At 74.4% G+C, this 25,380-nt stretch carries 27 protein-coding genes and 1 tRNA gene; 13 read left to right on the top strand and 15 right to left on the bottom strand.

What is annotated here, in order from left to right:
- Window positions 1-75: 75 nt before the first annotated feature.
- Together ATL51_RS17930 and ATL51_RS17935 are read right to left on the bottom strand one after the other, a co-directional pair.
- Complete coding sequence (locus ATL51_RS17930) at window positions 76-1,659, bottom strand: serine/threonine-protein kinase (protein ID WP_100879286.1); 1,584 nt, start codon at window positions 1,657-1,659, stop codon at window positions 76-78.
- A 157-nt stretch (window positions 1,660-1,816) separates the two neighbouring features.
- Window positions 1,817-3,100 (bottom strand): geranylgeranyl reductase family protein, encoded by a 1,284-nt coding sequence (locus ATL51_RS17935; RefSeq protein WP_100879287.1) that lies wholly within the window; start codon window positions 3,098-3,100, stop codon window positions 1,817-1,819.
- Window positions 3,101-3,180: 80 nt separating this feature from the next.
- Between ATL51_RS17935 and ATL51_RS17940 the strand changes: the two genes are divergently transcribed.
- Both ATL51_RS17940 and hepT read left to right on the top strand, forming a co-directional pair.
- Window positions 3,181-3,579: a nucleotidyltransferase family protein gene (locus tag ATL51_RS17940; protein WP_073575716.1), complete on the top strand. Its 399-nt coding sequence runs from the start codon at window positions 3,181-3,183 to the stop codon at window positions 3,577-3,579.
- Entirely contained in the window at window positions 3,576-3,995 is a 420-nt protein-coding gene (gene hepT, locus ATL51_RS17945) for a type VII toxin-antitoxin system HepT family RNase toxin (protein WP_073575717.1), read from the top strand. Before ATL51_RS17940 ends, hepT begins: the two co-directional genes overlap by 4 nt.
- Window positions 3,996-4,002: 7 nt before the next feature.
- Here the strand turns inward: hepT and ATL51_RS17950 are convergent, their stop codons facing one another.
- The 8 genes from ATL51_RS17950 to ATL51_RS17985 all read right to left on the bottom strand — a co-directional run bounded on the left by ATL51_RS17950 (window position 4,003) and on the right by ATL51_RS17985 (window position 9,998).
- Entirely contained in the window at window positions 4,003-4,371 is a 369-nt protein-coding gene (locus ATL51_RS17950; RefSeq protein WP_100879288.1) for a PH domain-containing protein, read from the bottom strand.
- Window positions 4,368-4,808 carry a hypothetical protein gene (locus ATL51_RS17955; RefSeq protein ID WP_100879289.1) on the bottom strand — a complete coding sequence of 147 codons (441 nt, stop codon included), beginning with the start codon at window positions 4,806-4,808 and terminating at the stop codon, window positions 4,368-4,370. The genes ATL51_RS17950 and ATL51_RS17955 overlap by 4 nt, the downstream gene beginning before the upstream one ends.
- Complete coding sequence (locus ATL51_RS17960; RefSeq protein WP_301549071.1) at window positions 4,792-6,048, bottom strand: molybdopterin-dependent oxidoreductase; 1,257 nt, start codon at window positions 6,046-6,048, stop codon at window positions 4,792-4,794. Before ATL51_RS17960 ends, ATL51_RS17955 begins: the two co-directional genes overlap by 17 nt.
- A complete protein-coding gene (locus tag ATL51_RS17965; RefSeq protein ID WP_301549072.1) occupies window positions 6,045-6,668 on the bottom strand; it encodes a methyltransferase domain-containing protein in 624 nt (207 codons plus the stop codon). Before ATL51_RS17965 ends, ATL51_RS17960 begins: the two co-directional genes overlap by 4 nt.
- The gene (locus ATL51_RS17970) at window positions 6,665-7,354 is read right to left on the bottom strand and encodes a TIGR04282 family arsenosugar biosynthesis glycosyltransferase (protein ID WP_100879291.1); all 690 of its coding nucleotides are present in this window, start codon (window positions 7,352-7,354) and stop codon (window positions 6,665-6,667) included. Before ATL51_RS17970 ends, ATL51_RS17965 begins: the two co-directional genes overlap by 4 nt.
- Entirely contained in the window at window positions 7,351-7,998 is a 648-nt protein-coding gene (locus tag ATL51_RS17975; RefSeq protein WP_100879292.1) for a glycosyltransferase family 2 protein, read from the bottom strand. The genes ATL51_RS17970 and ATL51_RS17975 overlap by 4 nt, the downstream gene beginning before the upstream one ends.
- A gap of 78 nt (window positions 7,999-8,076) precedes the next feature.
- Window positions 8,077-9,135: an NAD-dependent epimerase/dehydratase family protein gene (locus ATL51_RS17980; RefSeq protein ID WP_100879293.1), complete on the bottom strand. Its 1,059-nt coding sequence runs from the start codon at window positions 9,133-9,135 to the stop codon at window positions 8,077-8,079.
- Window positions 9,136-9,146: 11 nt separating this feature from the next.
- Window positions 9,147-9,998 carry a nucleoside phosphorylase gene (locus ATL51_RS17985; protein ID WP_100879294.1) on the bottom strand — a complete coding sequence of 284 codons (852 nt, stop codon included), beginning with the start codon at window positions 9,996-9,998 and terminating at the stop codon, window positions 9,147-9,149.
- 149 nt (window positions 9,999-10,147) lie between these two features.
- On the opposite strand from ATL51_RS17985, the gene ATL51_RS17990 reads away from it, so the two are divergent.
- Window positions 10,148-11,485 (top strand): LCP family protein, encoded by a 1,338-nt coding sequence (locus ATL51_RS17990; protein ID WP_100879295.1) that lies wholly within the window; start codon window positions 10,148-10,150, stop codon window positions 11,483-11,485.
- Window positions 11,486-11,494: 9 nt separating this feature from the next.
- Here the strand turns inward: ATL51_RS17990 and ku are convergent, their stop codons facing one another.
- Window positions 11,495-12,448 carry a non-homologous end joining protein Ku gene (gene ku / locus ATL51_RS17995; protein ID WP_100879296.1) on the bottom strand — a complete coding sequence of 318 codons (954 nt, stop codon included), beginning with the start codon at window positions 12,446-12,448 and terminating at the stop codon, window positions 11,495-11,497.
- Window positions 12,449-12,500: 52 nt separating this feature from the next.
- On the opposite strand from ku, the gene ligD reads away from it, so the two are divergent.
- Both ligD and ATL51_RS18005 read left to right on the top strand, forming a co-directional pair.
- The gene (gene ligD, locus ATL51_RS18000; protein WP_100879297.1) at window positions 12,501-13,415 is read left to right on the top strand and encodes a non-homologous end-joining DNA ligase; all 915 of its coding nucleotides are present in this window, start codon (window positions 12,501-12,503) and stop codon (window positions 13,413-13,415) included.
- A 52-nt stretch (window positions 13,416-13,467) separates the two neighbouring features.
- Window positions 13,468-14,091 carry a putative glycolipid-binding domain-containing protein gene (locus tag ATL51_RS18005; protein WP_301549073.1) on the top strand — a complete coding sequence of 208 codons (624 nt, stop codon included), beginning with the start codon at window positions 13,468-13,470 and terminating at the stop codon, window positions 14,089-14,091.
- On the opposite strand, the gene ATL51_RS18010 is transcribed toward ATL51_RS18005, so the two are convergent.
- The 3 genes from ATL51_RS18010 to ATL51_RS18020 all read right to left on the bottom strand — a co-directional run bounded on the left by ATL51_RS18010 (window position 14,088) and on the right by ATL51_RS18020 (window position 17,852).
- Window positions 14,088-15,032 (bottom strand): prephenate dehydrogenase, encoded by a 945-nt coding sequence (locus tag ATL51_RS18010; RefSeq protein WP_100879298.1) that lies wholly within the window; start codon window positions 15,030-15,032, stop codon window positions 14,088-14,090. The two genes, ATL51_RS18005 and ATL51_RS18010, sit on opposite strands and share 4 nt — an antisense overlap.
- 72 nt (window positions 15,033-15,104) lie before the next feature.
- Window positions 15,105-16,403, bottom strand: coding sequence for an amidase (locus ATL51_RS18015; RefSeq protein WP_100879299.1), 1,299 nt, complete (start codon window positions 16,401-16,403; stop codon window positions 15,105-15,107).
- A 42-nt stretch (window positions 16,404-16,445) separates the two neighbouring features.
- Window positions 16,446-17,852 carry an MFS transporter gene (locus ATL51_RS18020; RefSeq protein ID WP_455342409.1) on the bottom strand — a complete coding sequence of 469 codons (1,407 nt, stop codon included), beginning with the start codon at window positions 17,850-17,852 and terminating at the stop codon, window positions 16,446-16,448.
- Window positions 17,853-18,175: 323 nt separating this feature from the next.
- Here ATL51_RS18020 and ATL51_RS28320 point away from each other — a divergent pair, with 323 nt between their 5' ends.
- On the top strand, window positions 18,176-18,325 hold the full coding sequence (locus tag ATL51_RS28320) for a hypothetical protein (RefSeq protein ID WP_157818417.1): 150 nt from the start codon (window positions 18,176-18,178) through the stop codon (window positions 18,323-18,325).
- Window positions 18,326-18,380: 55 nt separating this feature from the next.
- Here the strand turns inward: ATL51_RS28320 and ATL51_RS18025 are convergent, their stop codons facing one another.
- Window positions 18,381-19,592 (bottom strand): M20 metallopeptidase family protein, encoded by a 1,212-nt coding sequence (locus tag ATL51_RS18025; RefSeq protein WP_100879300.1) that lies wholly within the window; start codon window positions 19,590-19,592, stop codon window positions 18,381-18,383.
- A 109-nt stretch (window positions 19,593-19,701) separates the two neighbouring features.
- Between ATL51_RS18025 and ATL51_RS18030 the strand changes: the two genes are divergently transcribed.
- The 7 genes from ATL51_RS18030 to ATL51_RS18060 all read left to right on the top strand — a co-directional run bounded on the left by ATL51_RS18030 (window position 19,702) and on the right by ATL51_RS18060 (window position 25,101).
- Entirely contained in the window at window positions 19,702-20,217 is a 516-nt protein-coding gene (locus tag ATL51_RS18030; RefSeq protein ID WP_174525539.1) for a tRNA adenosine deaminase-associated protein, read from the top strand.
- A 1-nt stretch (window position 20,218) separates the two neighbouring features.
- Window positions 20,219-20,692: a nucleoside deaminase gene (locus ATL51_RS18035; protein WP_208623019.1), complete on the top strand. Its 474-nt coding sequence runs from the start codon at window positions 20,219-20,221 to the stop codon at window positions 20,690-20,692.
- 21 nt (window positions 20,693-20,713) lie between these two features.
- Window positions 20,714-20,798 (top strand) — tRNA-Ser (locus tag ATL51_RS18040).
- A gap of 124 nt (window positions 20,799-20,922) precedes the next feature.
- On the top strand, window positions 20,923-21,546 hold the full coding sequence (locus ATL51_RS18045) for a maleylpyruvate isomerase family mycothiol-dependent enzyme (protein WP_100879301.1): 624 nt from the start codon (window positions 20,923-20,925) through the stop codon (window positions 21,544-21,546).
- A gap of 112 nt (window positions 21,547-21,658) precedes the next feature.
- Entirely contained in the window at window positions 21,659-22,045 is a 387-nt protein-coding gene (locus ATL51_RS18050) for a hypothetical protein (protein ID WP_157818418.1), read from the top strand.
- A gap of 250 nt (window positions 22,046-22,295) precedes the next feature.
- Entirely contained in the window at window positions 22,296-24,620 is a 2,325-nt protein-coding gene (locus ATL51_RS18055) for a molybdopterin cofactor-binding domain-containing protein (RefSeq protein ID WP_100879303.1), read from the top strand.
- A 10-nt stretch (window positions 24,621-24,630) separates the two neighbouring features.
- Window positions 24,631-25,101: a (2Fe-2S)-binding protein gene (locus tag ATL51_RS18060; RefSeq protein ID WP_073575739.1), complete on the top strand. Its 471-nt coding sequence runs from the start codon at window positions 24,631-24,633 to the stop codon at window positions 25,099-25,101.
- Window positions 25,102-25,380 lie beyond the last annotated feature (279 nt).

Raw genomic sequence — 25,380 nt, forward strand, 5'->3', positions numbered from 1 at the left:
ACGTACCGCGCCCGTGTCACCTCCGATGGTCCCCGCCCGGCCCGGCGCGCGCCGCACCGGGTCGGACGGGTCACGTCAGTTCCCGGTGATCCCGGACCACCAGCGCTGGATCGACTCCCAGAAACCCTGCGCGCCCTGACCGATCTGGTCGGGGTCGGGCAGGTTCGACGGGAGCGACGGCAGCTCGCTCGGCAGCGACGGCAGGTTCGACGGGAGCGAGGGCAGACCCGACGGCAGACCCGGGATGTTGCTCGGCAGCTGGATGCCGCCGTCGTTCTCGCTGGTCGGGGCCTCGGTCGTCGTCTCGGTGGTGGGCGGTGCGCTGGTCTCGGTGGTCGGCGGGGCCTGGGTGTCGGAGTCGTCGTTCCCGAACAGCAGGAACCCGAGGAGCAGGACCAGCAGCGCGACGACGAGCGCGCCGATCGCGATCCATTTCCCGATCCCCGACGAGCCGAGGTCACGCGGCTCCGGCTCCGGCTCCGGTGCGACGACCGGCGGAGCGACGGCGGCCGGCTCGGAGAGGATCTCGGCGACGCGGCGGGCGTCCGGGCGTCGCTGCGGGTCGGTCGCGGTGGACCGGTCGATCGCCGTCCGCACCGGTTCGGGCACGTCCGCGGGCACCACCGGGGCGCGGTTCACGCGCTCGGCGGCGCCCTGCAGCCCCTGGCCCTGGTACTCCTGCCGCCCGGTCCAGGCCTCCAGCAGCACGAGGCCGAGCGCGTACACGTCGGTCGGCGGCCCGACCGGTCGGCCCTGGACCTGCTCCGGCGACAGGTACGCCGGTGTCCCGATGATCTCGCCGGCCGCGGTGTGGCCGTCGGCGCCGAGCAGGGCGGCGATGCCGAAGTCGGCGAGCCGGGCCCGGCCGTCGGAGTCGACGAGGATGTTCGACGGCTTGATGTCGCGGTGTGTGACGCCCTGCGAGTGGACGTAGGCCAGGGTCTGGGCGACCTCGGTGCCGATCCGTCGGATGTCCTCGGGCGGCAGGTCCTCGCGGGCGATGACGTCCTTGAGCGTGGGCCCGTCGACGAGTTCCATGACCAGGTAGGCGCGGTCGGCCTCGACGGCGAAGTCGTGCACCGCGACCAGCCCCGGGTGGCGCAGGTTCGCCATGACCTGCGCCTCCTGCTCGAAGCGCTGGTCGGCGCTCGGGTCGTCGGCCGCACCGAAGATCTTTACCGCGACCGGCCGGTTGAGCCGGGTGTCGGTGGCCCGGTGCACGTCGGACATCCCGCCCTGGCCGAGCAGCCCCTCCAGCCGGTACCGGCCGCCGAGCAGCTCGGGCTCGGTGATGGGGGCGGGCATCATCCGGGTCGCGTCCGGGCGCGACGGGCGCGGCGCGCCGTGGGCGGCGGTCGGCGGGGCGCCGAGGTGGTGGGTCGGGGCCTCGCCGGGCCCGAGGCGCCGGGTGCCGTCCGCGGGGGCACCGGGGCCCGGGCGGCCGGGGCCGTGGGGCGGGCCGACCCGGCGGGTGGCGTCCGGCGCGTTGCTGCGGGTCGACGGGTCGTCGTCGGCACGCCGCGGCGCGGGCCGGGTACCGCCGACGCGACGGGTGGGGTCGGGCGCGGGGGCGCCCGGCGGCCGCTGCCGGCGGTTCCCCGTCCGCCACGGGTCGGACGCATCCCTGCGGGTGCGCTCCGGATCGTCGCCGCGGGTCACGGGCCCTCCCGGTCTGGTGGTGCAGCCGGGCCGCGGGCGCGCGCACCGGCCGTCCGCCGTCGTGGCGGACCTCCTGGCGGCGACCGTACCGTCCGGAGCCGGTCACCCCGGTGGACGGCGCGCTGCCACCACCCGGTGATCCTGCGGTCCGGAGACCTCAGCGCGCCGTGACCGGTGTGCGCAGGTCGGCCGCGGGGAACGGGGGCCGGTCGTCGAGGCGGACCGACAGCTTCCCGGCGGCCCGCCAGGCACGGGCGGTCAGGTCGCGGTCCTCGTCGGTCACGAGGTTGCCCATCACCCGCAGCGCGACGGTCATCAGTGCCCGCGACCGCATCCCGACCGGCCCGGCCAGCGGCAGCAGTCGCGGGATCGTGATCAGCCCGGCGAGCCGCCGCGCGATCGAGAACGCCAGGCCGTAGTGCGAGCGCAGGGTCGCGGGCCAGGCGCGGTCCAGGTCGGCGCCCGACGCGAGCAGCTCCGCGACGAGCCGGCCGGTCTCCAGGCCGTAGTCGATGCCCTCCCCGTTGAGCGGGTTCACGCAGCCCGCCGCGTCGCCGACCAGCGCCCAGTTCGGCCCGGCGACGCCGGACACCGCCCCGCCCATCGGCAGCAGCGCGGAGCGGACCAGCTCGACCTCCGGGCCGAGCTCCCACTCGGCGCGGCGCGCGTTCGCGTAGTGGTCGATCAGGCCGCGCAGCTTGATGTTCGCCGGGCGCCGGTCGGTGGCCAGGGTGCCGACGCCGATGTTGACCCGGCCGTCGTTCAGCGGGAACAGCCAGCCGTACCCGGCCAGGACCTCGTCGGCCTCGCCGCGCAGCTCCAGGTGCGAGCTGATCCACGGGTCGTCGTGCCGGCCGGAGCTGACGTAGCCGCGGGCGGCGACGCCGTAGGCGGTGTCCTGGTGCCACTCCCGGCCCAGCACCCGCCCGAGCGTGGAGCGCGCCCCGTCGGCGACGACGAGCCTGCGGCACCGGACGGAGCGGCCGTCGTCGAACAGCACGGAGTCGACCCGGCCCCCGGCGAACGTCACGTCGACGGCCTTGGCGCCCTCCATCGGGGTCACGCCGGCCTCCAGGGCGACCCGGCGGATGCCCGCGTCGAGCTCGGTGCGCGGGATCGCCGAGCCGTGCGCCGGCAGCGACCCGCCCGGCCACGGCAGCTCCAGGACCTGCCCGAACCCGTGCGCGCGCAGCCCCTGGTTGGTGCCGTGCGAGTCGACCCAGCCACCGAGGCCCAGGTGCCCCAGCTCGGCGATCGCGCGCGGGGTCAGCCCGTCACCGCAGGCCTTGTCGCGGGGGAAGGTGGCGGAGTCGGCGAGGACGACGTCGAGCCCGTGCCGGGCCGCCCACGCCGCCGCCGCCGACCCGGCCGGTCCCGCCCCGACGACGAGCACGTCGGTGGAGTCCGGAGTGGTGGCGGGCGGGACGGGGCCGGTGCGCATGACCCCAGTGTCGCAACCCGGCTGGGCCGCCGCCGCCGAGCGTGCCCCCGGTCACGACCGGGGCCGCTACCGTGGCACCCGTGATCGGACCGCAGACACAGGACCCGGCCCGGCTCGACGCCGTCCGGGTGGTGGCGGCCCGGGTACCGGGACTGACGCTCCTGCTCCTGCACGGGTCGCGCAGCCGCGGTCAGGAGCATGCCGGGTCGGACTGGGACCTGGGCTATCGCGGCGACGCCGACCCGGCCACGCTGCTCGACGCGGTCGCGTCGGCGCTGGGTACGGACGCCGTCGACCTCGTCGACCTCGACCGGGCCACTGCGCTGCTCCGGTACGAGGCAGCCCGCGACGGCGTCGCCCTGTACACGTCCGGCGACGCGTATCGCGACTTCGTGCTGGAGGCCACCCGCTTCTGGTGCGACGCCGGTCCCGTGATCCGGCGTGCTCAGCAGGACGTCCTCGCGGGGCTCGGGCGGTGAGCGGGGCGATCCGGCCGGAACTGCTCGCCGAGCGCGCGGCGACGGTCCGCCGGCACCTCGACCGTGTGCGGGACCGGCTGCCGTCGGACCCGGACGGGCTGGCCCCGATGACCGACGCGACCGACGCCGTCGTCCTGCACCTGTGGCAGGCCATCCAGGTCGTCATCGACATGGCGGTGTCGGCCTGCGTCACATCGGGGCTCGGCTCGCCGCCCACCTACGGTGACGCGTTCCGCCTGCTCGGGAGGCACGGCGTCGTCGAGACCGGACTGGCGGACCGGCTGGCCAGGGCGGCCGCGTTCCGCAACCTACTGGTCCACGCCTACGGCGAGCTCGACCTGCGCCGGGTCCACACCATCGCCTCGCAGGGCCCTGCCGACCTGCTCGCGTTCCTGGCGGCGCTGCGCGACGCGTGAACTCCGGTCACGACCGGGTCAGGTGCCAGAGGATCACGTCGTGGGCGTGGCGGGCCTTGTCGTCGCCGCGGAAGGCCACCTCGTGCACGGCCGCCCCGACGGTGATCGCGATCTGGCCGGAGCTCGCGAACCGGCCCAGCAGGTTCCGATCGGCGACGAACGAGACCGAGGAGATCCGGCCGTAGGGGATCGAGGTGATCGCGGTGCGCTTGCCGACGAAGGAGTTGTCCTGCAGGACCGCCCGCAGGTCGGTGAGGCCGAGGAAGCCGGTGCCGGCACCGATCGCGTCGTAGACGGCGATGATCCGCTCGCCCTCCAGCAGGCCGGCGGCGACCTTGTCGAGCTGGTCGCGCTTGTCGAAGACGGGTTCGCTCATGGCTCCGATACTGCCCGGCGGGCGAGCAGTGTCCGCGCCGTCCAGACCAGCGCGGAGACGACGAACAGCACGACGGTCAGCCACACCCACCGCATCCGGTACGGCTCCTGGTCCAGCCCGGTCGCGTTCAGCGTGCTCAGCGCACCCTGCCGGATGATCCCGGGCAGGAACATCAGCAGCGCGAGCCCGGAGCCGAGCACCGGGATCCGCACGTGGTTGACCAGCGGCACCCGGGTGCGGGGCAGCGCGAGCAGCAGCAGCCGGTCCCCGGCAGCGTAGAGCGGGAACAGCACGAGGTCGTGCAGCAGGACCGCGCCGGCGAACCACCAGGCCATCGTGACCAGGTCGGGGGACCCGCCGACGATCGCGTACGCCGCCCATCCGGCGAGCGCGAAGCAGCCGAGGGCGGCGAGCAGGCGGCTACCGAGGAGCAGCACGGGAGAACCCGATCGTCACGACCCACTTGGTGTTGTGCACCCCGGGGAGCGCCGGGACGATCAGCCGCGCCGGGTACCCGTGGTCGGGTGACAGCTCGGCGCCGTTGACCCGCAGCGCGAGCAGCGAGTCCGGCGACACCGTCTGGCCGCGGTTGAGCAGCGACCGGGCGAACGGGCTCCCCACCTCGGCCGACCGCACCTCCGCGGTCTCCGGGTCGGTCACGCCCGCGGCGCGGGCCAGGTCGGTCAGCCGCACCCCCGTCCACACCTGCGCGGTCGACCAGCCCTCGACGCAGGCGATCGGCAGCTCCGCGGTGTGCTGCGGCAGCGCGGCCAGCGCCGCCCGGTCGAGCACCACCGGTGCCGTGCCGCCGGTCAGGGTCAGCGTCCAGGCGCTCCCGACCGCGGCCGGGGCGATGCCGGACGCGACGAACGTGCGGTTGACCGGGAAGTCGTTCGGGCCGCCCCGCTCGGTGCTGTCGGGCGCCGTCGTCCGGCCGCGGGGCAGCAGCAGCGCCGTCGACCGGAGCCGGTCGGTGAACTGGCCGACGGTCAGTGCCGCGACGAAGAGCATCCCGCCGCCGACCAGGGCGAGCGCGCCGCGCCGCGACATCGTCGGGGGGTCCGGGTCGGGCGCGACCAGCGGGTGTGCCGGCTCGGGCCGGGTGGCGGCGAGCGGCGTGGCCAGCTCGGTGCGCAGCGATCGGCCCCGCAGCGACCGGACCATCGTCGGGAGCTTCGTGACCACGTGCAGCGCGAACGAGGCCAGGAACACCCAGGCCGCGGCGTAGTGGCCGTCGTAGAACGAGAAGCCGAAGACGTAGTCGTACTGGACGTTCAGCAGGCCGGTGACGATCAGGAACAGGATCGAGCCGACCAGCAGCACCAGCGACAGCCGTTCCAGGAGCGTCACCGGGTTGCGTCCGGGTGCGGTGAACAGCTTCGGGATGACCGACCACAGCTTCGCCAGGACCAGCGGCACCAGCACGATCCCGAGCCCGACGTGCAGGCCCTCGGTGAGCCGGAACAGCCAGGCCGGTGACGCGGGCCAGTCCCACCACGGCAGCTGCAGCCCGCCGACGGCGTCGGCGGCCGGGATGGCCTGTTCCCGGCCGTAGGCGAGCCGGTCGAGCAGCCCGGTGAACGCCACGACGGGGAGCCCGACCAGCAGTGGCAGCGCGAACATCGAGGTCAGCCAGGGGCCCCGGATCGGGCTGCGCCACCGCACCACGCGCCTCACGGCCCGGTCAGCTCCAGGAACACCCGGGCGCCGAGGTGCACGTCGGTCACCCGCAGACCGGCACGCCCGGCCGTCACGGCGAGGGGCACCGCGCCCTGCGCGGCCCACGGGATCGGCTCGCCCGCACCGCTGCCGCACAGCACCCGGGCGGTACCGCGCCACGCGTGTTCGGGGCGCGGGTCGGCCTCGACCAGCACCGTCCCGCCGTGGGCGAGCAGCCGAGCGGCGCGGGTGAGCAGGGCGACCGGGTCGCCGCCGATGCCGATGTTGCCGTCGGCGAGCAGCACGTGGGACCAGCTGCCCTCGCCGGGCAGCGGGCCGAACAGGTCGGCCTGGACCATCGCGACGCTGCGGCGGCGGCACAGCACCCGGGAGACGGCGGAGCCGTCGACGCCGAGGGCGGCGATCCCGCGTGCGGCGAGCGCGACGAGCAGGCGGCCGGGTCCGCAGCCGAGGTCGAGGGTGGGGCCCGTGCAGTGGCGCAGCAGCCAGTCGTCGCAGCCTCCGGCGGCGTCGGCCCAGCGGTCGACGTCCAGCGCGATCTCGGTGCCGTCGTCGCAGAGCAGGCGGGAGGGGGCGCCGGACAGCGGCATGTCGAAGCCCTCGGCGGTCACGGTCACACCGACACCTCCGGACATCGGAGCGTCAGCTCGGCGACGGCGCGGGCGAAGCGGCTCCCCGGGACCTGCGCGGCGACGGCGACGGCCTCCGCGGCCGTGTCGACGTCGGTCAGCGGCTCGGCGAGGGCCACCCGCAGACCGGCGGCCCGCAGCGCGTCCAGCGTCCGGTCGCCGGTCTCGGCGGTCGACATCGGCACGCCGTGCAGCGCGGTGGCGGCGAGCGGGTCGCGCAGGCCCAGCACCCACCAGCCGCCGTCGGTCGCGGGGCCGAGGACGGCGTCCACCCCCGGTTCGGCGAGTCGCTCCGCACAGTGGGACAGCAGCTCGGCCGTGGCCTGCGGGGTGTCCATCCCGACCTGCAGGGTCGGGCGGCCCGGGTGCAGCGCGGCGGCGTCGGCGTGCGCGGCGGCGATCCGCGCGGCCAGCCCCTCCCCGCGCTGCGTGACGACGGCGAGCCCGTCCAGCGCGGCGGCCAGATCGGCCGCGCCGACGGCGGCGGCCCGGTCCCCGGTCAGCGCGACGACGGTGTCCCCGGCCACCCCGGCGGCGGCGTCGAGGGTGTCGAGCAGCGCCGCCGAGGCGATCGCCGCGGCGAGCTCGGGCGTCGCGGGCGGGCACAGCCTCGTCTTGACCCGGCCCGGCTCGGGTGCCTTCGCGAGGACGACGGTGGTGACGGGGCCGGTCATCGCAGCAGCCGGATCATGTCGCGCCCGGCCCGGACGGTGCCCTTGACCGAGCCGGAGACCTTGGACCGCCCGCCGGCACGCCGGGAGTAGGTGACCGGGATCTCGTCGAACCGCCAGCCCGCCCGGCCCGCCCGCAGCAGCAGCTCCAGCGGGTAGCCGAACGCCCGGTCCTCGATCCGCAGGTCCAGCAGCGCCTGCCGGCGTGCGACCCGGATCGGGGCGATGTCGTGCACCGGGACCCCTCGGGTCCGCAGCATCCCGGCGATCACCGCGTTCGCCGCGCGGGCGTGCCAGGGCCACACACCGACCGTGTCGGGGACCCGCCGTCCGACGGCGATGTCGGCGCGGCCGGACGCGACGGTCTCGGCCATGCCGGGCAGCACGTCGGCGTCGAGGGAGCCGTCGCCGTCGAGGAAGGCCACGAGCTCACCGCTGGCCGCCTCCAGCCCGGCGTGCACGGCCGCGCCGTAGCCGCGACGCGGTTCGACGACCACCCGCGCCCCGTGCCCGCGCGCGACGGCCGCGGTGTCGTCGGTCGACCCGTTGTCGACGACGATCACCGGCCAGTCGTCGGGCATCCGCTTCAGGACATACGGCAGCGCCTCCGCCTCGTCGAGGCACGGCAGGACGATCTCCGGGTGCACGTCGCGATCTTCACCTCTCCGCCGGTCCACCGCCCGCCGAATGCGGGAGGGTCCCGCAGGAGGTTCGAACGGCGCCCCTCAGCGGTTCGTGGTGATCGGTGAACGGAGCGGGTCGGTCGCGAACGCCGTCACCCCGTCGGTGAAGGTGGTCCGGGCGCGGAAGCCCAGCCGGGCCGCCGCGTAGGCCGGATCGGCGACGACGTGGCGCACGTCGCCGGGCCGGGCGCCGCCGACGATCTCGGGCTCGGGGCCGTCCATCGCGCGGGCCAGCTCGGCGGCGAGGTCGCCGATGGTGTGCGGCTCGCCGGAGCAGACGTTCGCGGCGCCGAAGCCGGTCGGCTCCGGGGCGGCGACGAGTGCGGCGGCGTTGGCGGCCGCGACGTCGGTGACGTGCACGAAGTCCCGGCGCTGCCGGCCGTCCTCCATCACCCGCGGCGCCTCACCGCGCTCCAGCGCGGACCGGAAGATCGACGCGACGCCCGCGTACGGGGTGTCGCGGGGCATCCGCGGGCCGTAGACGTTGTGGTAGCGCAGCGACCACACCGTCCCGCCGGTCTGGCGGGCCCAGGCGCTCGCGAGGTGCTCCTGGGCGAGCTTGGTGGCGGCGTAGGTGCTGCGCGGGTCGACCGGCGCGGACTCCGGGACGAGGCCGGACTCGAGGTCCTTGCCGCACTCCGGGCAGCGGGGCTCGTAGCGGCCGGCGTCGATGTCGTCGAGCGCACGCGGCCCGGGCCGGACGACGCCGTGGTCGGGGCAGTCGTAACGGCCCTCCCCGTAGACGACCATCGACCCGGCCAGCACGAGCCGGTCCACCTTCGCGGCGTGCATCTGCGCCAGCAGCACCGCGGTGCCGAGGTCGTTGTGGGAGGCGTAGTCGGGGGCGTCGGCGGGGGAGACACCGTGCCCGACCATGGCGGCCTGGTGGCAGACCGCGTCCACCCCCGGCAGGAGCCGGGACAGGGTGTCGGCGTCGCGCACGTCGCCGCGGACCAGCTCGTGGTCCAGCTCCGGGGCCTCGCCGCCGTGCGCCTGCGGCAGCAGCGCGTCGAACAGGACGACCTCGTGGCCGTCCGCGACGAAGCGGTCGGCGACGTGGGACCCGATGAATCCGGCACCGCCGGTGACGAGGACGCGCATGCCCGCAGACGCTAGGGCGTACCGGTCCCGCCCGCCCACCGCCCGTCCCCGTCCGCGGCGCCGGCCGGGTCGTCGCGTGGTCCGGCCCCGGAGCCGCGGCTCCCGTCCCAGGTCTCGGCCGCGGCCAGCGCCAGGCCGAACAGGCCCGCCCGGGCCTCGCGGGCACTGGTCCAGCCGCGGTGCTCCCACTCCGGCCCGGCGAGCGAGTCCGCGGCGAGGAACACCTGGCCGTAGCCGACCCCGATCCGGCGCGCGGCCGCGACCAGCGCGGACGCCTCCATGTCGACCACCGCGCAGCCCTCGTCGCGGCGCCGCGCGACCCGCGCCGGGGTCTCCCGGAACACGGCGTCGGTGGTCCAGCACCGCCCGACGACGTGCGGCACCCCGGCGCCGTCGAGCACCCGGACCACCGCGTCGACGCCGTCCGGGTCGGCGTCGATCGTCCGCGACGGCGGCTGGTAGTGGAACGAGGTGCCCTCGTCGCGCAGCGCGCTGCCCAGGACGACGGCGTGCCCCAGCGTCAGCTCGTGCCGCAGCGCCCCGGCCCCGCCGACCCCGACGACGGTGCGGACGCCCAGCGCCGCGAGGTGCTCCAGGAACATCGCCGCCAGCGGCGCGCCGACGCCGGGGTGCAGCACCGCGACCGGTGTCCCGCCGGGCCCGGTCGCACGCCACACCGGGCTGCGGCCGAGCTCGCTGCGCAGCACGGTCACCGTCTCGGAGCGGGTCCCGACGTCCTCGACGACCTCGGGGAACCAGCACAGCACCGCCGCGGCCGGCATGTCCGGGCGGAGCGGGGTGATCGCCGACGCCCGGATCACGCCCTCGGCGTCCAGGTCGTCCTCGTGCAGGGGGAGGTCCATCGTCGACGATCATCCCCCGCGCACCCGGTCGGGTGGAACACCGCAGGTGGGCGGGGTGACCCTCTCGCCCGGCGTCCCGGTGACGACGGCGCGCAGTATCGTCGGCCGCGGATGCCCAGGATCCGGGCCGATCGGAGGGTGGCACAGGCATGGCCGGAGACTTCCGCGGCCCGCCCCCCGCGGGCGGGCGTCCGCCGCAGGGCGAGCCGCCGCGCGGCGGCCGTCCCGCGCGGCCCGGCAGCCCCGGCTGGACGAACCAGCCCCGCAACCCGCTGCCCGGACACGGGGGCCGTCCGCTCCCGCCGCCGTCCCCGCCGCAGCAGCCGCCCGGGGCCCCGCCGTCGCGCGGGGGCCGCGGCCCGCTGCGCAAGCCGCCGCCCGGCCGGGTCGCCGGGGCGCCGCCACCGACCCGGGCCGCCGCGCCGCCCCGTGGTCCGGTCATGCCGCGCCCTGCCGGTTCCGGAGCCGGGGGAGCGGGGGCCGGGGTGCATCCCGCGTCGCAGGCCCCCCGCGACGGCCGGGTCACCCGCGGCCCGTCGATGCCGGACTGGCGCCGCGTCCGTCGTGCCACCCGCGGGCGCTGGAAGGCCGTGCTGATCCTGCTGCTGGTCGCGTTCGTCGGGTTCGGCGTCTACCTCGACCAGAACATGACCCGGGTGCAGGCGCTGCCCGCGGACTCCCAGGCGTCGTCGGGGACGAACTACCTGATCGTGGGATCGGACAGCCGCGAGGGACTCTCCGCCGAGGACGAGGAACGCCTCGCCACCGGCGACGCGGCGGGCCAGCGCACCGACACGATCATGCTGCTGCACACGGGCAGCTCCGGCAGCGTGCTCGTCTCCATCCCGCGCGACTCGTACCTCCCGATCCCCGGGAACGGCAGCAACAAGGTCAACGCGGCGTTCGCGTTCGGCGGCCCGGAGCTGCTCGTCGAGACCGTCGAGGCCGCGACCGGCCTGCGCATCGACCACTACGTCGAAGTCGGCTTCGGCGGGTTCGTCGGCGCGGTCGACGCGGTCGGCGGGGTGGACATGTGCGTCCCCCGCGCCATCGACGACCCGAAGGCGGGCCTCGACATCCAGGCGGGCTGCCAGGAGCTCGACGGGACGACCGCGCTCGGCTACGTCCGCACCCGCGCGACGCCCGGCTCGGACTTCGACCGCGTCCAGCGCCAGCGCGAGTTCCTCTCCGCGCTGCTCGGCAGGGCCACCAGCCCGCTCACGCTGATCAACCCGTTCCGGATGGTCCCGCTGGCGTCCGCGGTGACCGGCACGATCACCGTCGACGACTCCGACCACATCTGGAACCTCGCCGGCCTGGCCTGGGGGATGAAGGGCGTCTCCGGCGGCGACGGCGTGCAGACGACCGTCCCGATCGGCGGCAGCGCGGGCGGGTCGAACCTGCGCTGGGACCGCACCCGGGCCCAGGCGCTGTTCGGCGCCCTGCAGAACGACCAGGCGCCGCCGGAGTCCAGCTTCGGCCCCTGAGGGCGCCGGTCAGGCGGTCTTCTTCGTCGACCGCCGACGTGTGGTGGCCGGCTTCGCGGGCTTCGCGTCGTCGGTGCCGGTCTCGGCGTCGTTCTCCTCGGTCTTCTTCGTCCGGGAGGACGATCGCCGGTTCGGGGTCTTCTTCTCCGTCGGCCCGGACCCCGACCCGGAGTCCGACTTCGTCGACCGGGCCGCGTCCACACTGGCCTGCAGTGCCGACAGGAGGTCGCTCATCGAGTCCCCGCCGTCGTCGGCGGCCTCCGCGGCGGGCGCCGGGCGGGCGTCGCCGTCGGACTTCTTCGCCTCGATGAGGTCGGCCATCGCGTCGCGGTACTCGTCGTGGAACTCCGACGGGTCGAAGTCCGCGCCCATGCTCTCGACCAGCGACGACGCCATCTTCAGTTCCTGCGGCTTGAGGTCGACCTCGCCTGCGAGGATGTCGAACTCCGGCTCGCGGATCTCGTCCTGCCAGATGAGGGTCTGGAGCACGATCGCCTTGCCGCGCACCCGCAGCAGCGCGAGGGTCTCGCGCTGGCGCAGCGCCACCTTCACCACGGCGGTGCGGTCGGTCTCCTCGAGTGCCTCGCGCAGCAGCGCGTAGGGCTTGGCGGCCTTGGTCTCCGGCTCGAGGTAGTAGCTCTTGTCGAACAGCATCGGGTCGATCTGGTCGTTCGGCACGAACTCGATGACGTCGATCTCGTGCCCCGTCTTCACGGGCAGCGACGCGAGGTCGGAGTCGTCGAGGGTGATCAGCTCGCCGTCGGGGGTCTCGAAGCCCTTCACGATGTCGGCGTAGGTGACCTCCTCGCCGCACACCTCGCAGGTCCGCTTGTAGCGGATGCGGCCGCCGTCCTCACCGTGCACCTGGTGGAACCGGACGTCGTGGTTGGACGTCGCCGAATAGACCTTGATCGGCACGCTGACCAGCCCGAAGGACACGGCCCCGCTCCAGATCGCGCGCATACGGTCCCCCCTCGCGTGCCGTCCGAAGTGACAGCATGACGGTGTGCAGCCCATGCTCGCCACCCCCGGACCCCTGCCGACCGGGGCCGGCTGGTCGTTCGAGGTCAAGTGGGACGGCATGCGCGTGCTGGCCGAGGTCACCGACGGCGGTGGTGAGCCGGCGCTGCGCCTGCGTACCCGTTCCGGCCGCGATGTCACCGCGAACTTCCCCGAGCTCGCCGGTCTGGTGGACCTTGCCCCCGACGTGCTCCTCGACGGCGAGGTGGTGCTGCTCGACGGTGGTGTCCCCAGCTTCGCCGCGCTCGCCCACCGGATCCACGGCCCCGCGGGCGGCCGCCCGGTCACGTTCATGGTGTTCGACGTGCTGCGCCTCTACGGGGTCCCGCTGCTCGACCGCCCGCTGGCCGAGCGCCGGGCCACCCTGGAACGGCTCGACCTGTCCGCGACCCCGCACGTCGAGACCTCGCCGCTCTACCCGGACGGGGCCGCACTGCTGGAGGTGACGGCGTCGCGGGGGCTGGAGGGCGTCGTCGCCAAGAGGGAGGACTCGCGGTACCGGCCGGGCCGGCGCAGCCCGGACTGGGTGAAGATCGCCCACCGGCACTCGCAGTCCTGTGTGGTGGGCGGCTGGAAACCCGAGAGGTCCGGTGCTGCGGGGCGGATCGGGGCGCTGCTGCTCGGTGTCCCCGGGCCGGACGGGCTGGAGTTCGCCGGCCGGGTCGGGTCCGGGCTGGCCGGGGCGGCGGTGCAGGAGCTGCTCACCGCCCGGCTGACCGGGGCACCGGAGTCGCCGTTCGCGCAGGTCCTGCCCCGGGTCGACGCCGCGGGCGCACGCTGGTGTTCCCCGACGGTCGTCGCCGAGGTCGCCCACCTCGGGTGGACGGCGGCCGGCCGGCTGCGGCAGCCGGTCTTCCGCGGGATCCGCGACGACGTCGACGCCGCCGACGTCCGCCGGGAGCCCCGCTGAGGACGCCTGATCATCACCCGTTCGCGTGGTCCGCGCGGCGATGTGGTTCGGTGTGCCCGACATCGACGACCCGGAGGTGACGCGCGTGGCGGTCATGCTGACCTGGCGGTCCGACCCCGAGACCGACGGCGCCGCGGGCATGGAGTCGGCGCGCATCACGACCAACGGCGGCGGGTTCCGTGCCGTCGGCCGGATCATCCGCGGCGGGGAGGGCGGGGTGCTCACCGCGTCCTACCGGCTCGTCGTCGCCGGCGACGGGACGCTGTCGCGGCTCGCCGTCGACGTCGCCACCGCCGAGGGGGAGCAGCAGCTCACGCTGTCGCGCAGCACCGACGGCGTCTGGCTGGTCGACGACGGCTCCGGCGGCAGCCGCGGCCACTTCGGCGGCGCCCGTGACGTCGACCTCGCCTTCAGCCCGGTGTTCAACGCGCTCCCGGTCCGGCGCCTCGCCCTGCACCGGGAGCCCGCCGAGCACGTGCTGCCGATGGTGTTCGTCGACCTCCCGACACTGACCGTCGAGAACACCGAGCAGACCTACCGCACCGTGACGGCCGGGTCGCCCGGCACACCCACGGTCGTCGGCTTCGCCGCGGGTTCGTTCGCCGCCGACATGACCGTCGACGACGACGGCTTCGTCCTCGACTACCCGGGCATCGCGTCCCGGGTGACGCTCTAGCGCTTCACCGGCTCGACGACGTCGCCGCGGCGGCCGAGCTCGCGCAGCTCGGCGAACACGTCCGGTGCGCCGAGGTCGACCGGCACCTCCAGCGGCTCGCGGGTCGAGGCCCACCGCATCCGCGCCTCGTGCCCGGAGCGCACGGTCGCGGCCAGCCCACCGGTGGAGGCCAGCGCCCCGCGCATCGCGCCGAGCCTGCCCAGGGCGTCGTCGACGGCGGCGAGCAGCGCGCCCCGGTTGCCCTCGCACATCGCCAGGACCAGCTCGGGCCGGGTCCCGGCCACCCGGGTGCCGTCGGCGAACGAGCTCGCGGACAGGGCGAGGGCGAGGTCGTCGCCCTGCTCACCGGCGCCGACGGAGGCGAGCACCGCGGCGAACAGGTGCGGCAGGTGCGAGATCCGGGCGACGGCGACGTCGTGCTCGTCGACGGCCGCGGGCACCACCCGGGACCCGCAGTCCCAGGCCAGCTCCGCGACGTCGCGCCACACCTCGACGTCGAGGCCGTCGTCGGAGGCGACCACCCAGGCGGCGCCGGTGAACAGGTCCGCGGACCCGGCGGGCCACCCGGACTCGGCGGTGCCGGCCATCGGGTGCCCGCCGACGAACCGGGTGCGCGGTGCGAACTGGGCGACCGCGTCGGCGACCGGCACCTTCACGCTCACCGCGTCGGTGAGCCGGCAGGTGGGGGCGACCGCGTCGACGCGGCGCAGTACCGCCTCCAGCGCGGTCAGCGGGACGCACACGACGACCAGCGCGTCGGCCTCGGCGGCCCGGACCAGCGCGGCGTCGGTGTCGGTGGTGACGTCGAACCCGTCGGCGACGGCGGCGGCCGCGGTCGGCTCGGACGCGGCGGTGCCCCACACCTCACGCCCGGCGCGGGCCGCGGCCCGCAGCAGCGACCCGCCGATCAGTCCGGTCCCCAGCACGCACACCGCTCGCATGCGTCACGAGGGTAGAGACCGCGGTTCCCGGCCCCGCGCGGACTCCGCTCGTCGCACCGCCCGACCCGGTGATCACCGCAACGCCCTCTCCAGCGCCCGTGCCAGCCCCAGCAGCACGTCCTCACCGACGGTGACCCCCACCAGCTGCACCCCCGCGGGCAGCCCCGGCACCGGGACCGGTAGCGCGACGACGGGCCGGTCGAGCAGGTTGAACGGCGAGGTCAGCTGCAGCATCGACGGCAGCACCGGCACCCCGTCGTGCTCGGTCGCGCCGATCGGCGTGGCCCGCAGCCGGGTGGTGGGGCAGAGCAGCACGTCGCAGGAGGCCCCGAGCCGGTCGAGCAGGGCGCGTCCGACCCGGCGGCGCTCGCGCCGGGCGTCGACGTAGAGGTGCGCCGGCGCCTCGGCGTGCGGGGCGAGCCGGGCGGCCGTCGCGGGCTGGTACTCGTCGCGGCGCTCGGCGAACCAGCGCCGGTGGGTCGCGTAGGCCTCCGCGCCGGTGATCACCGGGTAGGTGGCGGCGAGCTCGGCCACGCCGGGGGTGTCCTGGGCGGCGACGGGCGCGCCGAGCGCGGTGAGCGCGTCGGCCACGGCCCGGACGGCGTCGGCGATCACCGGGTCGTGCGGGCGCCACCAGTCGTCGTCGGCGACGCCGATCCGGGGCAGCACCGCCGCGGCCGACGCGCCGGGCTCCCCGAGCGCGGTGCGGGCGACGGCGAGCGAGGCGGCGTCGGCGGCCAGCAGCCCGACCGTGTCGAACGACTCGGCCAGCGGGAACACCCGCTCCCCCGGGATCGCCCCGCGCCGCGGCTTCAGCCCGGCGACGCCGCACAGCGCGGCCGGGGTGCGCACGCTCGCCCCGGTGTCGGTGCCGACGGCCAGCGCGAGGTGCCCGGCGGCGACGGCCGCGGCGGACCCGGACGACGAGCCGCCCGTGATCCGTGCCGGGTCGTGCGGGTTGCGGGCCGCGCCGGTGGCGGCGACGTCGCCGGTGGGGCCGTAGGCGAACTCGTGGGTGTGGAGCTTCGCGACGACCACGGCCCCCGCGGCCCGCAGCATCGTCACCACCGGTGCGTCGGCGGTCGCGGGGGCGGCGTCGGCCAGGAGCCGCGAGCCGCACCGGGTCGGCAGCCCGGTGACGTCGACCAGGTCCTTGATCCCCACGGCGACGCCGTGCAGCGGGCCCAGCCGTCGTCCCGCGGCGGACAGCGCGGTCAGCTCGGCGGCGCGCTCGCGGGCGCGGTCGGCGTCGAGGGCGACCACGCAGTTCGTGGTGTCGGACCCGAGCCGGGACAGCACGTCGTCGACGTGCTCGGAGGGGGAGAGCTCCCCGGAGTCGAGGGCCCGCAACAGATCGGGGAGCGGCAGCACGCGCTCAGCGTGCCGTCGCTCCCCGACTCCGACAACCGGTGGTCAGCGCGCGGCGTGCATCGTCGCCGCGATCTCGCGCGCCTCGTCCACCGACCCCGCCGACGGCTGCGAGTCCCGCAGCGGCCGGTTCGCCGTCTCGGGGAGGAACAGCAGCGTCACGACGCCGATGACCCCCGCCGCGATCAGGTAGTAGCCGGGCCACAGCAGGTCGCCCGTGGACAGGACGAGCGCCGACATCACCAGCGACACGGTCCCGGCGAACGCCGACACGAAGATGTTGAACGCGATCGACAGTCCGCCGTAGCGGATCTGTGTCGGGAACAGCGCCGGCAGCGTCGACGGTCCGGTGGCCGAGAAGCAGATCAGCAGCAGCCCCATGACCAGCAGGCCGAGGAACACCGCGGGCACCGACCCGTTCTGCATCAGAAGGATCATCGGGATGCCGAGCACGATCAGCCCGCCCGCGCCGACCCACATGATCGGCTTGCGCCCGGTGCGGTCGGAGAGCCGCCCGAGCAGCGGGATGATGAACACCGCCAGCCACAGCACCGCGATCTGCAGCCACGACGACGTCGTGGAGTCGATCGAGGTGCCGCCGTGCTGGTCGACCGTGGTCTCAAGATAGGTCGGCATGTAGCTGGTCAGCATGTAGTTCGTGACGTTCCAGGCGACGACGACGCCACCGACCATGACGAAGGTCGGCAGGTACTTCGTGAAGATCAGCTTGAGGCCGTCCTTCACCTGGGTGCCCTCGCGCTCCTCGGACTCCGAGAGCAGGGTCTGGAAGGCCGGGGTCTCCTCCAGCTTGACCCGCAGGTACACCCCGACGATGCCCAGCGGCAGCGCGACGAAGAACGGGATCCGCCAGCCCCAGCTCGACATGGACTCGGCGCTGAGGACCAGCGGCAGCACCGAGGCGATGGTGGCGCCGAGCGCGTAGCCGACGAACGTGCCGAGCTCCAGGAAGCTGCCGAAGTACCCGCGACGACGGTCGGGGGCGTACTCGGCGATGAAGGTCATGGCGCCGGCGTACTCACCGCCGGTGGAGAAGCCCTGCAGGACGCGGGCGGCGACGAGCAGGATCGGCGCGGCCAGCCCGATCGAGGCGTACGACGGGATGAGCCCGATCAGGAACGTGCCCAGCGCCATCAGGATGACCGTGATCGACAGGACCTTGGTCCGGCCGATGCGGTCGCCCAGCGGACCGAAGAACAGCCCGCCCAGCGGACGGAAGAAGAACGCGATCGCGAACGTCGCGAACACCGCCACCTGGGACAGCGGCCCGGGTGGGAAGAATTCGGCCTCGATGGTCGTGGCCAGATAACCGTAGACACCGAAGTCGAACCATTCGGTGATATTGCCGACCGCGGCCGCCGCAACAGCGCGCCGCATGGTCGCGGGATCGGTGACGGTGACGCCGTCGACCGTCCCCTCTGCTGTGTCGTCCACGCGTTCCCCCTGGCGACAGTGCACGCCACGGATGAAGCTTTCGTCGGGAAACTGTCAATCCGTGTCGTTCTGTCTGTTTCGTTGAATAGTTCGTACCGACGTTAACCAGACGTCGCTCCCGGTGCCGGATGAGGCACCGACATATCTGTGAGCGGAGTCATTCGAATCGGTACTTCCGCAGGCGGGACAGCGCTTTTCCGACGTGGGACCGTGGTCGGCGGGCGCAGGTAGCGCCCGTGGGACTCGCAAGCGTCGCGACTCCGCCCGGGTCATCCGGACCCGGTCACCGGACCCGGCGCGTGCCGGTGTGAGGAGGAGCCGTCATGGCTGTGTCGAACGCCGTCTTCCTGTCGATCATCGCGAGCACGGGGGTGGGCCTGGCGGTCACCTCCGCGCTGGCCGCCTACGCCCAGCGCACCTGGAAGGGCTACGGCCGCGTGGCCCCGGCCGAGCAGGTCGAGGAGACCGTCTGAGCGATCGCGTCCACGGCGCCGCGTCCCCGTCCAGGGGTGCGGCGCCGTCGTGCGTTCAGCCCGTCGCGGCCAGGGCGAGTCCCGCGTACACGGCGACTCCGGCCGGGAACGCGGCCTCGTCGAACACCACTCGGTTCGAGTGGTTCGGCGGGGCGAGGGCCGGGTCGACCGACGGCGGCCGCGCCCCCAGGAACGCCAGCGAGCCCGGCACCCGGTCCAGCACGTAGGAGAAGTCCTCCGACCCCATCAGCGGGTCCGGCATGGCCACGCAGGCGCCGCGGCCGAGCACCTTCTCCGCGACGCGGACCAGCCCGGCGGTCGCGCGGTCGTCGTTGCGGGTGACGGGGTAGCCCGGGACGATCTCGGCCTCGGCCGTGCAGCCGTAGGCCAGCGCGGTGTGCCGGCAGTGCTCGGTGACCGCCCGGTGCAGCAGCGTCCGCACCGGCTGCGACAACGTCCGCAGTGTCCCGGTCAGCTCCGCGGTCTCCGGGATGACGTTGTCGGTGGTGCCCGCCTCGATCCGGGACACCGTGAGGACCGCGGACTCCTGCGGCCCGACCCGGCGGGTCAGCAGCGTCTGCAGGCCGCCGACCATCGCCGCGGCGGCGGGGACCGGGTCGCAGGCGTCCTGCGGGGCCGAGGCGTGCCCGCCGCGGCCGGTCACCCGGACCCGCAGCACGTCCGCGGCCGCCATGATCGGGCCCGGCCGGTGGTGGAGCTGCCCCGTCGGCACCGTCGAGGTGATGTGCAGGGCGTAGGCCAGCTCGGGGTCCTCGTCGAGTACGCCCTCGTCGATCATGTGCCGGGCGCCGTGGAACCCCTCCTCGCCCGGCTGGAACATGAACACCACCCGGCCGGCGATCCGGTCCCGCCGGTCCGCGAGCAGCCGCGCGGCCGAGGCGAGCATGGCGGTGTGGGTGTCGTGCCCGCAGGCGTGCATGACGCCGTCGGTGGCCGAGGCGAAGTCCAGGCCGCTGTCCTCGGGCAGCGGCAGCGCGTCCATGTCACCCCGCAGGAGCACCGTCGGCCCGGGACGGTCGCCGTCGAGGACGGCGGTCACCGAGGTGCAGGACCCGCCCGTGCGGATCCGCAGCGGCAGCCCGTCGAGGGCCCGCAGGACCGCGTCCCGGGTGCGGGGCAGGTGCAGTCCGAGCTCCGGTGCCCGGTGCAGCTCCCGGCGCAGCGCGACCGTCCGCGGCTGCAGGACGCGGGCGGCCTCGAGCAGGCCGCCGGGGAGCCCCGCGACCGAGGCGGGCGTGATGGGCATGGACCGATCGTCGCTGACCGGAGCCCGTCCGGCGCCCGCGGGCCCGGTGTGACCACGCGTACCTGGTCGTGGCGTGACTCACAACCCCGGAGCGACGTACCGTTGACCCGTGGCCACACAGAGCGTCGAGGCAGCCCCGGACACCCGGGGCGCCGCCCTGCCCGGATTCGCGGTCGCCGCGATCCGGGAGGAGGGCCGTTGGCGCTGTGTCCGGCTGGACTCCGAAGCGCTCGTGGACCTCGACGCGGCGATCACCGCGCTGCGCGCGCAGCGCTCCACCGGCGCGGTGCTCGGCCTCCTCGACGTCGACGACGAGTTCTTCGTCCTCCTCCGCCCGTCCGCGGGCGGGGTGCGGCTGCTGATCTCCGACGCCGTCGCCGCGCTGGACTACGACATCGCGGCGGACGTGCTCGACCTGCTCCGCGTCGAGCTCCCCCCGGACGACGACGCCCTCGACGACGCCTGGCCGGAGGGGGACCTCGGCATCCTGGCCGATCTCGGCCTGCCCGCCGACGAGCTGGAGATCCTCGTCTCCGACCTCGAGCTGTACCCCGACGAGCAGCTGGACACCATCGCCCGCCGCTGCGGGTTCGCCGCCGCGCTGGACGAGCTCGTCGGCTCCTGAGTTGTTCCGCCCGGCCGACCGGCTCGCGCTGGGCCGTGCCCTCGACGTCGCGCGCGACGCCGCGGCGACCGGGGACGTCCCGATCGGCGCGGTCGTGTTCGCCGCCGACGGCACCGAGCTCGCCGCGGCCTGCAACGCCCGCGAGGCCACCGGCGACCCGACCGCGCACGCCGAGGTGCTCGCCCTGCGCGCCGCCGCGGCCGTCGTGGGGGAGTGGCGGCTGACCGGGACGACCCTCGCCGTGACCGTCGAACCGTGCACGATGTGCGCCGGCGCGATCGGGCTGGCCCGGGTCGAGCGCGTCGTGTTCGGGGCGTGGGAGCCCAAGACCGGTGCCGCGGGCTCGCTCTGGGACGTGCTGCGCGACCGGCGGCTCGCGCACCGGCCCGAGGTCGTCGGCGGGGTCCGCGCAGGTGAGGCGGCCGCGCTGATGCGCGAGTTCTTCGGCCGGACCCCGTGCACCGACCGCGACTGAGCTTCTTGTAACCTTGTCGGCGGTAGCGTGTCCGAGCGGCCGAAGGAGCGCGCCTCGAAAGCGCGTGAGGTTCACGCCTCCGTGGGTTCAAATCCCACCGCTACCGCTGGTCAGAGGGCCGGATCCCCGAGTCGGGGGTCCGGCCCTCTGTCGTCGGGCCGATGAGTCCACGGCCGCCGGGCGGTCCCCAGGAGCAGCCGACCATCCGCTCGACGCCCGGGAGGACCACCGTGACCGAGGTCTGGAAGCTCGTCCACTCCGAGCGTGCCGCGCTCGTCGCCGACCTGCGGGACGTGTCCGGCGACCGGTGGGACACGCCGTCGCTCTGTCCCGGGTGGACCGTCCACGACGTGCTGGCCCACCTCGTCGACACCGCCCGGACGACCCGGGGCCGGTTCGTCGTCGGCATGCTGCGGGCGCGCATGGACTTCGACCGGCAGAACGAGCACGGGCTCGCCCGCGCACGCGGTGCGACGCCGGACGAGACCCTGCGCCGGTTCGCGGAGTGCGTGCCGATGACCGCCACGCCGCCGGCCCCGCTCGCGACCCGGCTGGTCGAGATGGTCGTGCACGGGGAGGACGTCCGTCGTCCGCTCGGGATCGTCCGGACCTACGCCCCCGCGGCGGTGGCCGGCGCGCTCGCGCTGCAGATCCGGACCTCCACCTCGTTCGGAGGTGCCCGCGAGACCGTCGCCGGCCTCCGCCTGTCGGCCACCGACACCGGCCTGGTGGTCGGCAGCGGCCCGGAGGTGCGGGGGACCGCGCTGGCCCTGCTCCTCGCGATCTCGGGCCGGCCGCCGGGGGGCGACGCGCTCACCGGTCCCGGGGTGGAGGCACTCTCGCGGGCGGAGTGAGCGCGTCCCGTCTCCGACCGTGGTCCGACGGCGTGGATCATTCCCGGCTCCGATGTGGCCGACCCTCGTCCGGCGCGACAGTGGGTGCACACCCCGACACGAGGAGCTGGAGATGACCACGATGACCACCACCCCGCACGACCACGCGACCCCGGAGCCCGCCCGCCCCGGCGACCCGGACGCCTACCCCGTCCTCACCGTCCTGATGCTGATGCTCGGCGGCTTCGTACTGCCCGTCGTCGGCTGGCTCGCCGGTGTCGTGATGCTGTGGACCGGTCGCTCCTGGACGGTCGGGGAGAAGTGGCTCGGCACCCTGGTGTGGCCGGGCATCGTGGCCGTCCCGGCGCTGGTGCTGGTCGCCGGCTTCGTGGCGACCCCGGAGCCGGGTGCCGGGCACTGGGCGATCGTCGTCGCCGGGATCGTCGGTGTCCTGGGTGCGCTGGTCGTCCTGCCCTGGACCTTCGTGAAGCTGCTGCGCGCCGGTCGGCGTACCCACTGAAGTTGGTAGCGACGCTCGCTCGAACAGGTGAACGGAATATCGGGCGCACAACCTCCTGATTCGGACCTGTGAGACACATCGCATCCGCATCTGCGGGTATGTTCGGCCCGATTATCGGCGTTGTGCGGATCTCAGTGGGTTCCGTGGGTCACATCGCCGAGCGCATCACGACCACTGCCCTCTCGTTCCGCTCTCCAACGGACTCCGCCGGCCGCTCCCCCCGGGCCACGGAGCGAAGGAGAGGACAACGATGTCTGCCCCGACACGTGCACGCACCGAACGCCGCGATGTCAGCCGTCGCCGATTCCTCGGCTACCTGGTCGCCGCCCCCACCCTCGTCGTCGCGGCGGAGGTCGGCCGCCAGCAGCTGTTCGCCCCGCCGGGGGCCTCGGCCGCCGCGATCCCGTCGCCGCCCCAGGTGGCCGACGCCTACGACCTGCTCGACGCCGTCCGCGACTCCTCCCGGCCGACCTCGGCCCTGATCCGGGTGGAGGTGAACCGGGACGGCACGGTGTCGTTCCAGCTCCCGCGGTCGGACAACGGGCAGGGGATCATCACCTCGACCGCGATGATCATCGCCGAGGAGATGGACCTCGACCCGGACCAGGTGACGGTCACCTTGGCCGACTCGCGTCCCGAGCTGGTCTTCAACCAGCTCACCGGTGGCTCCAGCACGACGTTCTCGACCTACACCCCGATCCGGGTCGCCGCGGCGATCGCGAAGGGCCGGCTGCTCGACGCGGCCGCCGCCCTCCTCCAGCAGGACGTGGGCACCCTCACCAGCCGCGCGGGGCTCATCACCGGCGCCGGGGGCAGCGCGATCCCGTTCGGGGAGCTCACCGAGGCCGCGGCCGTCGACGCCACCCGCTCGGTGGAGGTGGTGCTCAAGCCGCGCGAGGAGTTCACGGTCATCGGGACCGACCGGCGCAACGCGCAGGCCCGCGACATCGTCACCGGCCGCAAGCAGTTCATCGCCGACATGAAGATCCCCGACGCGCTGCCGACGGTGATCTGCCGCGGCCCGAACCTGAACTGCGCCCCGGTCTCGGTCGCCAACGCCGACGAGGTGCGCTCCATGCCGGGCGTCACCGACGTCGTCGAGTGCGCCACCGGCGTCGCCGTGCGGGCACACACCTACGGCCAGGCCGTCGACGGTGCGAACGCGCTGCGCGTGCGCTGGGACGCGGGCACCGTCGAGGGCGAGAACGACGAGTCCGTGCTGCAGAAGGTACGGGCGGCCGAGCTGCCGCTGGCGGTCCCGTCGGTGCCGGGGGAGACCGTCGAGGGCGACTTCACCTTCTACTTCCGCAGCAGCTCGGCGCTGGAGACCAACACCGCGATCGCCGACGTCCGGGACGGCCGGTGCGAGATCTGGACCTCGCTGAAGATCCCGATCACCGTGCAGCACGACATCGCCGAGCAGCTCGGGCTGCCGGTCAACGCGGTCACCATCCACATCGTCCCGGGCGGCGGCTCGTTCGGCCGTCGCCTCTTCGGCGACGCGGCCAAGGAGGCCGCCGAGATCTCCCAGAAGCTCGGCAAGCCGGTCAAGCTGATCTGGTCGCGCGCCGACGACTCCCGCCAGGGCCGGGTGCACCCGATGGCGACCTCCCGGATCCGGGCGGTCGTCGCCGGCGAGTCCGTCGTCAGCTTCGAGCAGCGGCACACCGGTGTCAGCTGCGACTTCGGGCACGGCTTCGGTGACGCCGTCACCGCGGCCGCCGCGAAGGCGCCGCTGGGCCAGGTCTCGGTCGCGGAGGCGATCTGGGAGCTGACCCAGGCCACGCCCTACGACTTCGGTGCCCAGACCCGGGTGCTCAACGAGGTCGACATGCGGTTCAACACCGGCTCGATGCGCAACGTGTACTCGCCCGACGTCTGCACCGCGCGCGACCTGATCGTCGACCGTATCGCGGAGAAGATGGGCAAGGACTCGTACGAGTTCCGCCGCGAGTTCCTCCGCAACGACGCGATGCGCGCCGTGCTCGACAAGGTCGCCGAGGAGGGCGACTGGGGCCGGTCGATGCCCGACGGCACGGCGCAGGGGATCGGGTTCCACGTCGAGTACAAGGGCTTCGCCGCCTGCCTGGTCGAGATCGACTGCCGCCCGCAGACCGTGGACCGTAAGGTCCGCCAGGCGCGGACCGGCCCGCGGGTGACCAAGGCGGTCTTCGCCGTCGACGGCGGTCTGGTCATCAACCCGCTCGGCTTCAAGGCCCAGATCATGGGCGGGATCAACGACGCGATCGCGATGACGCTGACCTCAAGCCTGCACCTGGTCGACGGTCACTTCCTCGAGGCGAGCTGGGACAACTACTTCTACACCCGGCAGTGGAACACCCCGCTCGATCTGCAGGTCCACCTGGTCGACAACGGCCGGCCGGAGCCCGGTGGGGCCGGCGAGTTCGGCGTCGCCCCGACCTGCGGGGCGATCGCGAACGCCTACGCCCGCGCCACCGGCCGGGTGCCGGACCACTTCCCGATCCTGCACAACGAGCCGCTGCCGTTCGAGCCGTATCCGACCGTCCCGCCCGTCCCGCCGTCGCCGACCAACGGCCTCGACTTCGTCCGCTGAGGAGACTGACATGCCTTCCCACACCTTCACGGTCAACGGCGAGAAGGTCACCGTCGACGTCGAGGACGACGTCCGGGTCCTGTGGGTCCTGCGTGACCTGCTGGGCGTGACCGGTCCGAAGTACGGCTGCGGGATCAACGTCTGCAAGGCCTGCACGAGCCACATCAACGGCAAGGCGTTCAACCCCTGCTCGGTGCCGGTCGGCGCCATCTCCGAGTCCGACGAGATCACCACCATCGAGGGGATCGCGAAGGGTGAGGAGCTGCACCCGATGCAGCAGGCCTGGATCGACAACGACGTCGCGCAGTGCGGCTACTGCCAGCCCGGTCAGATCATGGCCGCGATCGACCTGGTCAAGCGGTGTGCGGCCGAGGGCCGCTCGATCGACGACGACGCCCTGGACGAGATCCGCAACATCTGCCGGTGCGGCACCTACAACCGCATCCGCGAGGCGATCAAGGCCGGCGCCGACAACATGTGACGACCGTGCGCCCGCCGCACCGGGGACCCGGGCGGCGGGCGCAGCCCCTTCGGTCGACACCCGGTCCCGGTTCGGGTGCTCTCCACCGGATCACCCGTACGAGTGGTCTACTCGGCGGGAGAGCAACCCCATCCTGCGGAACTTGTGGCGGCAAGTCATCCGCATCTGCGGGTAAGGGAACCCTGACTGCCAGATCGTTGACCTGCGAATCATTGGATCTCCGACAGTGCGACCAGCGGATTTCTCTCTACGCGTGCTGCGCGTACCGACGCGTATCCG

The sequence above is a fragment of the Pseudonocardia alni genome, assembly GCF_002813375.1.
In the GTDB taxonomy this organism is placed as follows: domain Bacteria; phylum Actinomycetota; class Actinomycetes; order Mycobacteriales; family Pseudonocardiaceae; genus Pseudonocardia; species Pseudonocardia alni.

Coding starts and splice junctions, on each gene's coding strand:
- ATL51_RS17935 (WP_100879287.1), bottom strand. CDS start 3,100: ATGCGCACCGGCCCCGTCCCGCCCGCCACCACTCCGGACTCCACCGAC.
- ATL51_RS17950 (WP_100879288.1), bottom strand. CDS start 4,371: ATGAGCGAACCCGTCTTCGACAAGCGCGACCAGCTCGACAAGGTCGCC.
- ATL51_RS17970 (WP_100879291.1), bottom strand. CDS start 7,354: ATGACCGGCCCCGTCACCACCGTCGTCCTCGCGAAGGCACCCGAGCCG.
- ATL51_RS17980 (WP_100879293.1), bottom strand. CDS start 9,135: ATGCGCGTCCTCGTCACCGGCGGTGCCGGATTCATCGGGTCCCACGTC.
- ATL51_RS17985 (WP_100879294.1), bottom strand. CDS start 9,998: ATGGACCTCCCCCTGCACGAGGACGACCTGGACGCCGAGGGCGTGATC.
- ATL51_RS17990 (WP_100879295.1), top strand. CDS start 10,148: ATGGCCGGAGACTTCCGCGGCCCGCCCCCCGCGGGCGGGCGTCCGCCG.
- ku (WP_100879296.1), bottom strand. CDS start 12,448: ATGCGCGCGATCTGGAGCGGGGCCGTGTCCTTCGGGCTGGTCAGCGTG.
- ligD (WP_100879297.1), top strand. CDS start 12,501: ATGCTCGCCACCCCCGGACCCCTGCCGACCGGGGCCGGCTGGTCGTTC.
- ATL51_RS18010 (WP_100879298.1), bottom strand. CDS start 15,032: ATGCGAGCGGTGTGCGTGCTGGGGACCGGACTGATCGGCGGGTCGCTG.
- ATL51_RS28320 (WP_157818417.1), top strand. CDS start 18,176: ATGGCTGTGTCGAACGCCGTCTTCCTGTCGATCATCGCGAGCACGGGG.
- ATL51_RS18025 (WP_100879300.1), bottom strand. CDS start 19,592: ATGCCCATCACGCCCGCCTCGGTCGCGGGGCTCCCCGGCGGCCTGCTC.
- ATL51_RS18050 (WP_157818418.1), top strand. CDS start 21,659: ATGACCACGATGACCACCACCCCGCACGACCACGCGACCCCGGAGCCC.
- ATL51_RS18055 (WP_100879303.1), top strand. CDS start 22,296: ATGTCTGCCCCGACACGTGCACGCACCGAACGCCGCGATGTCAGCCGT.
- ATL51_RS18060 (WP_073575739.1), top strand. CDS start 24,631: ATGCCTTCCCACACCTTCACGGTCAACGGCGAGAAGGTCACCGTCGAC.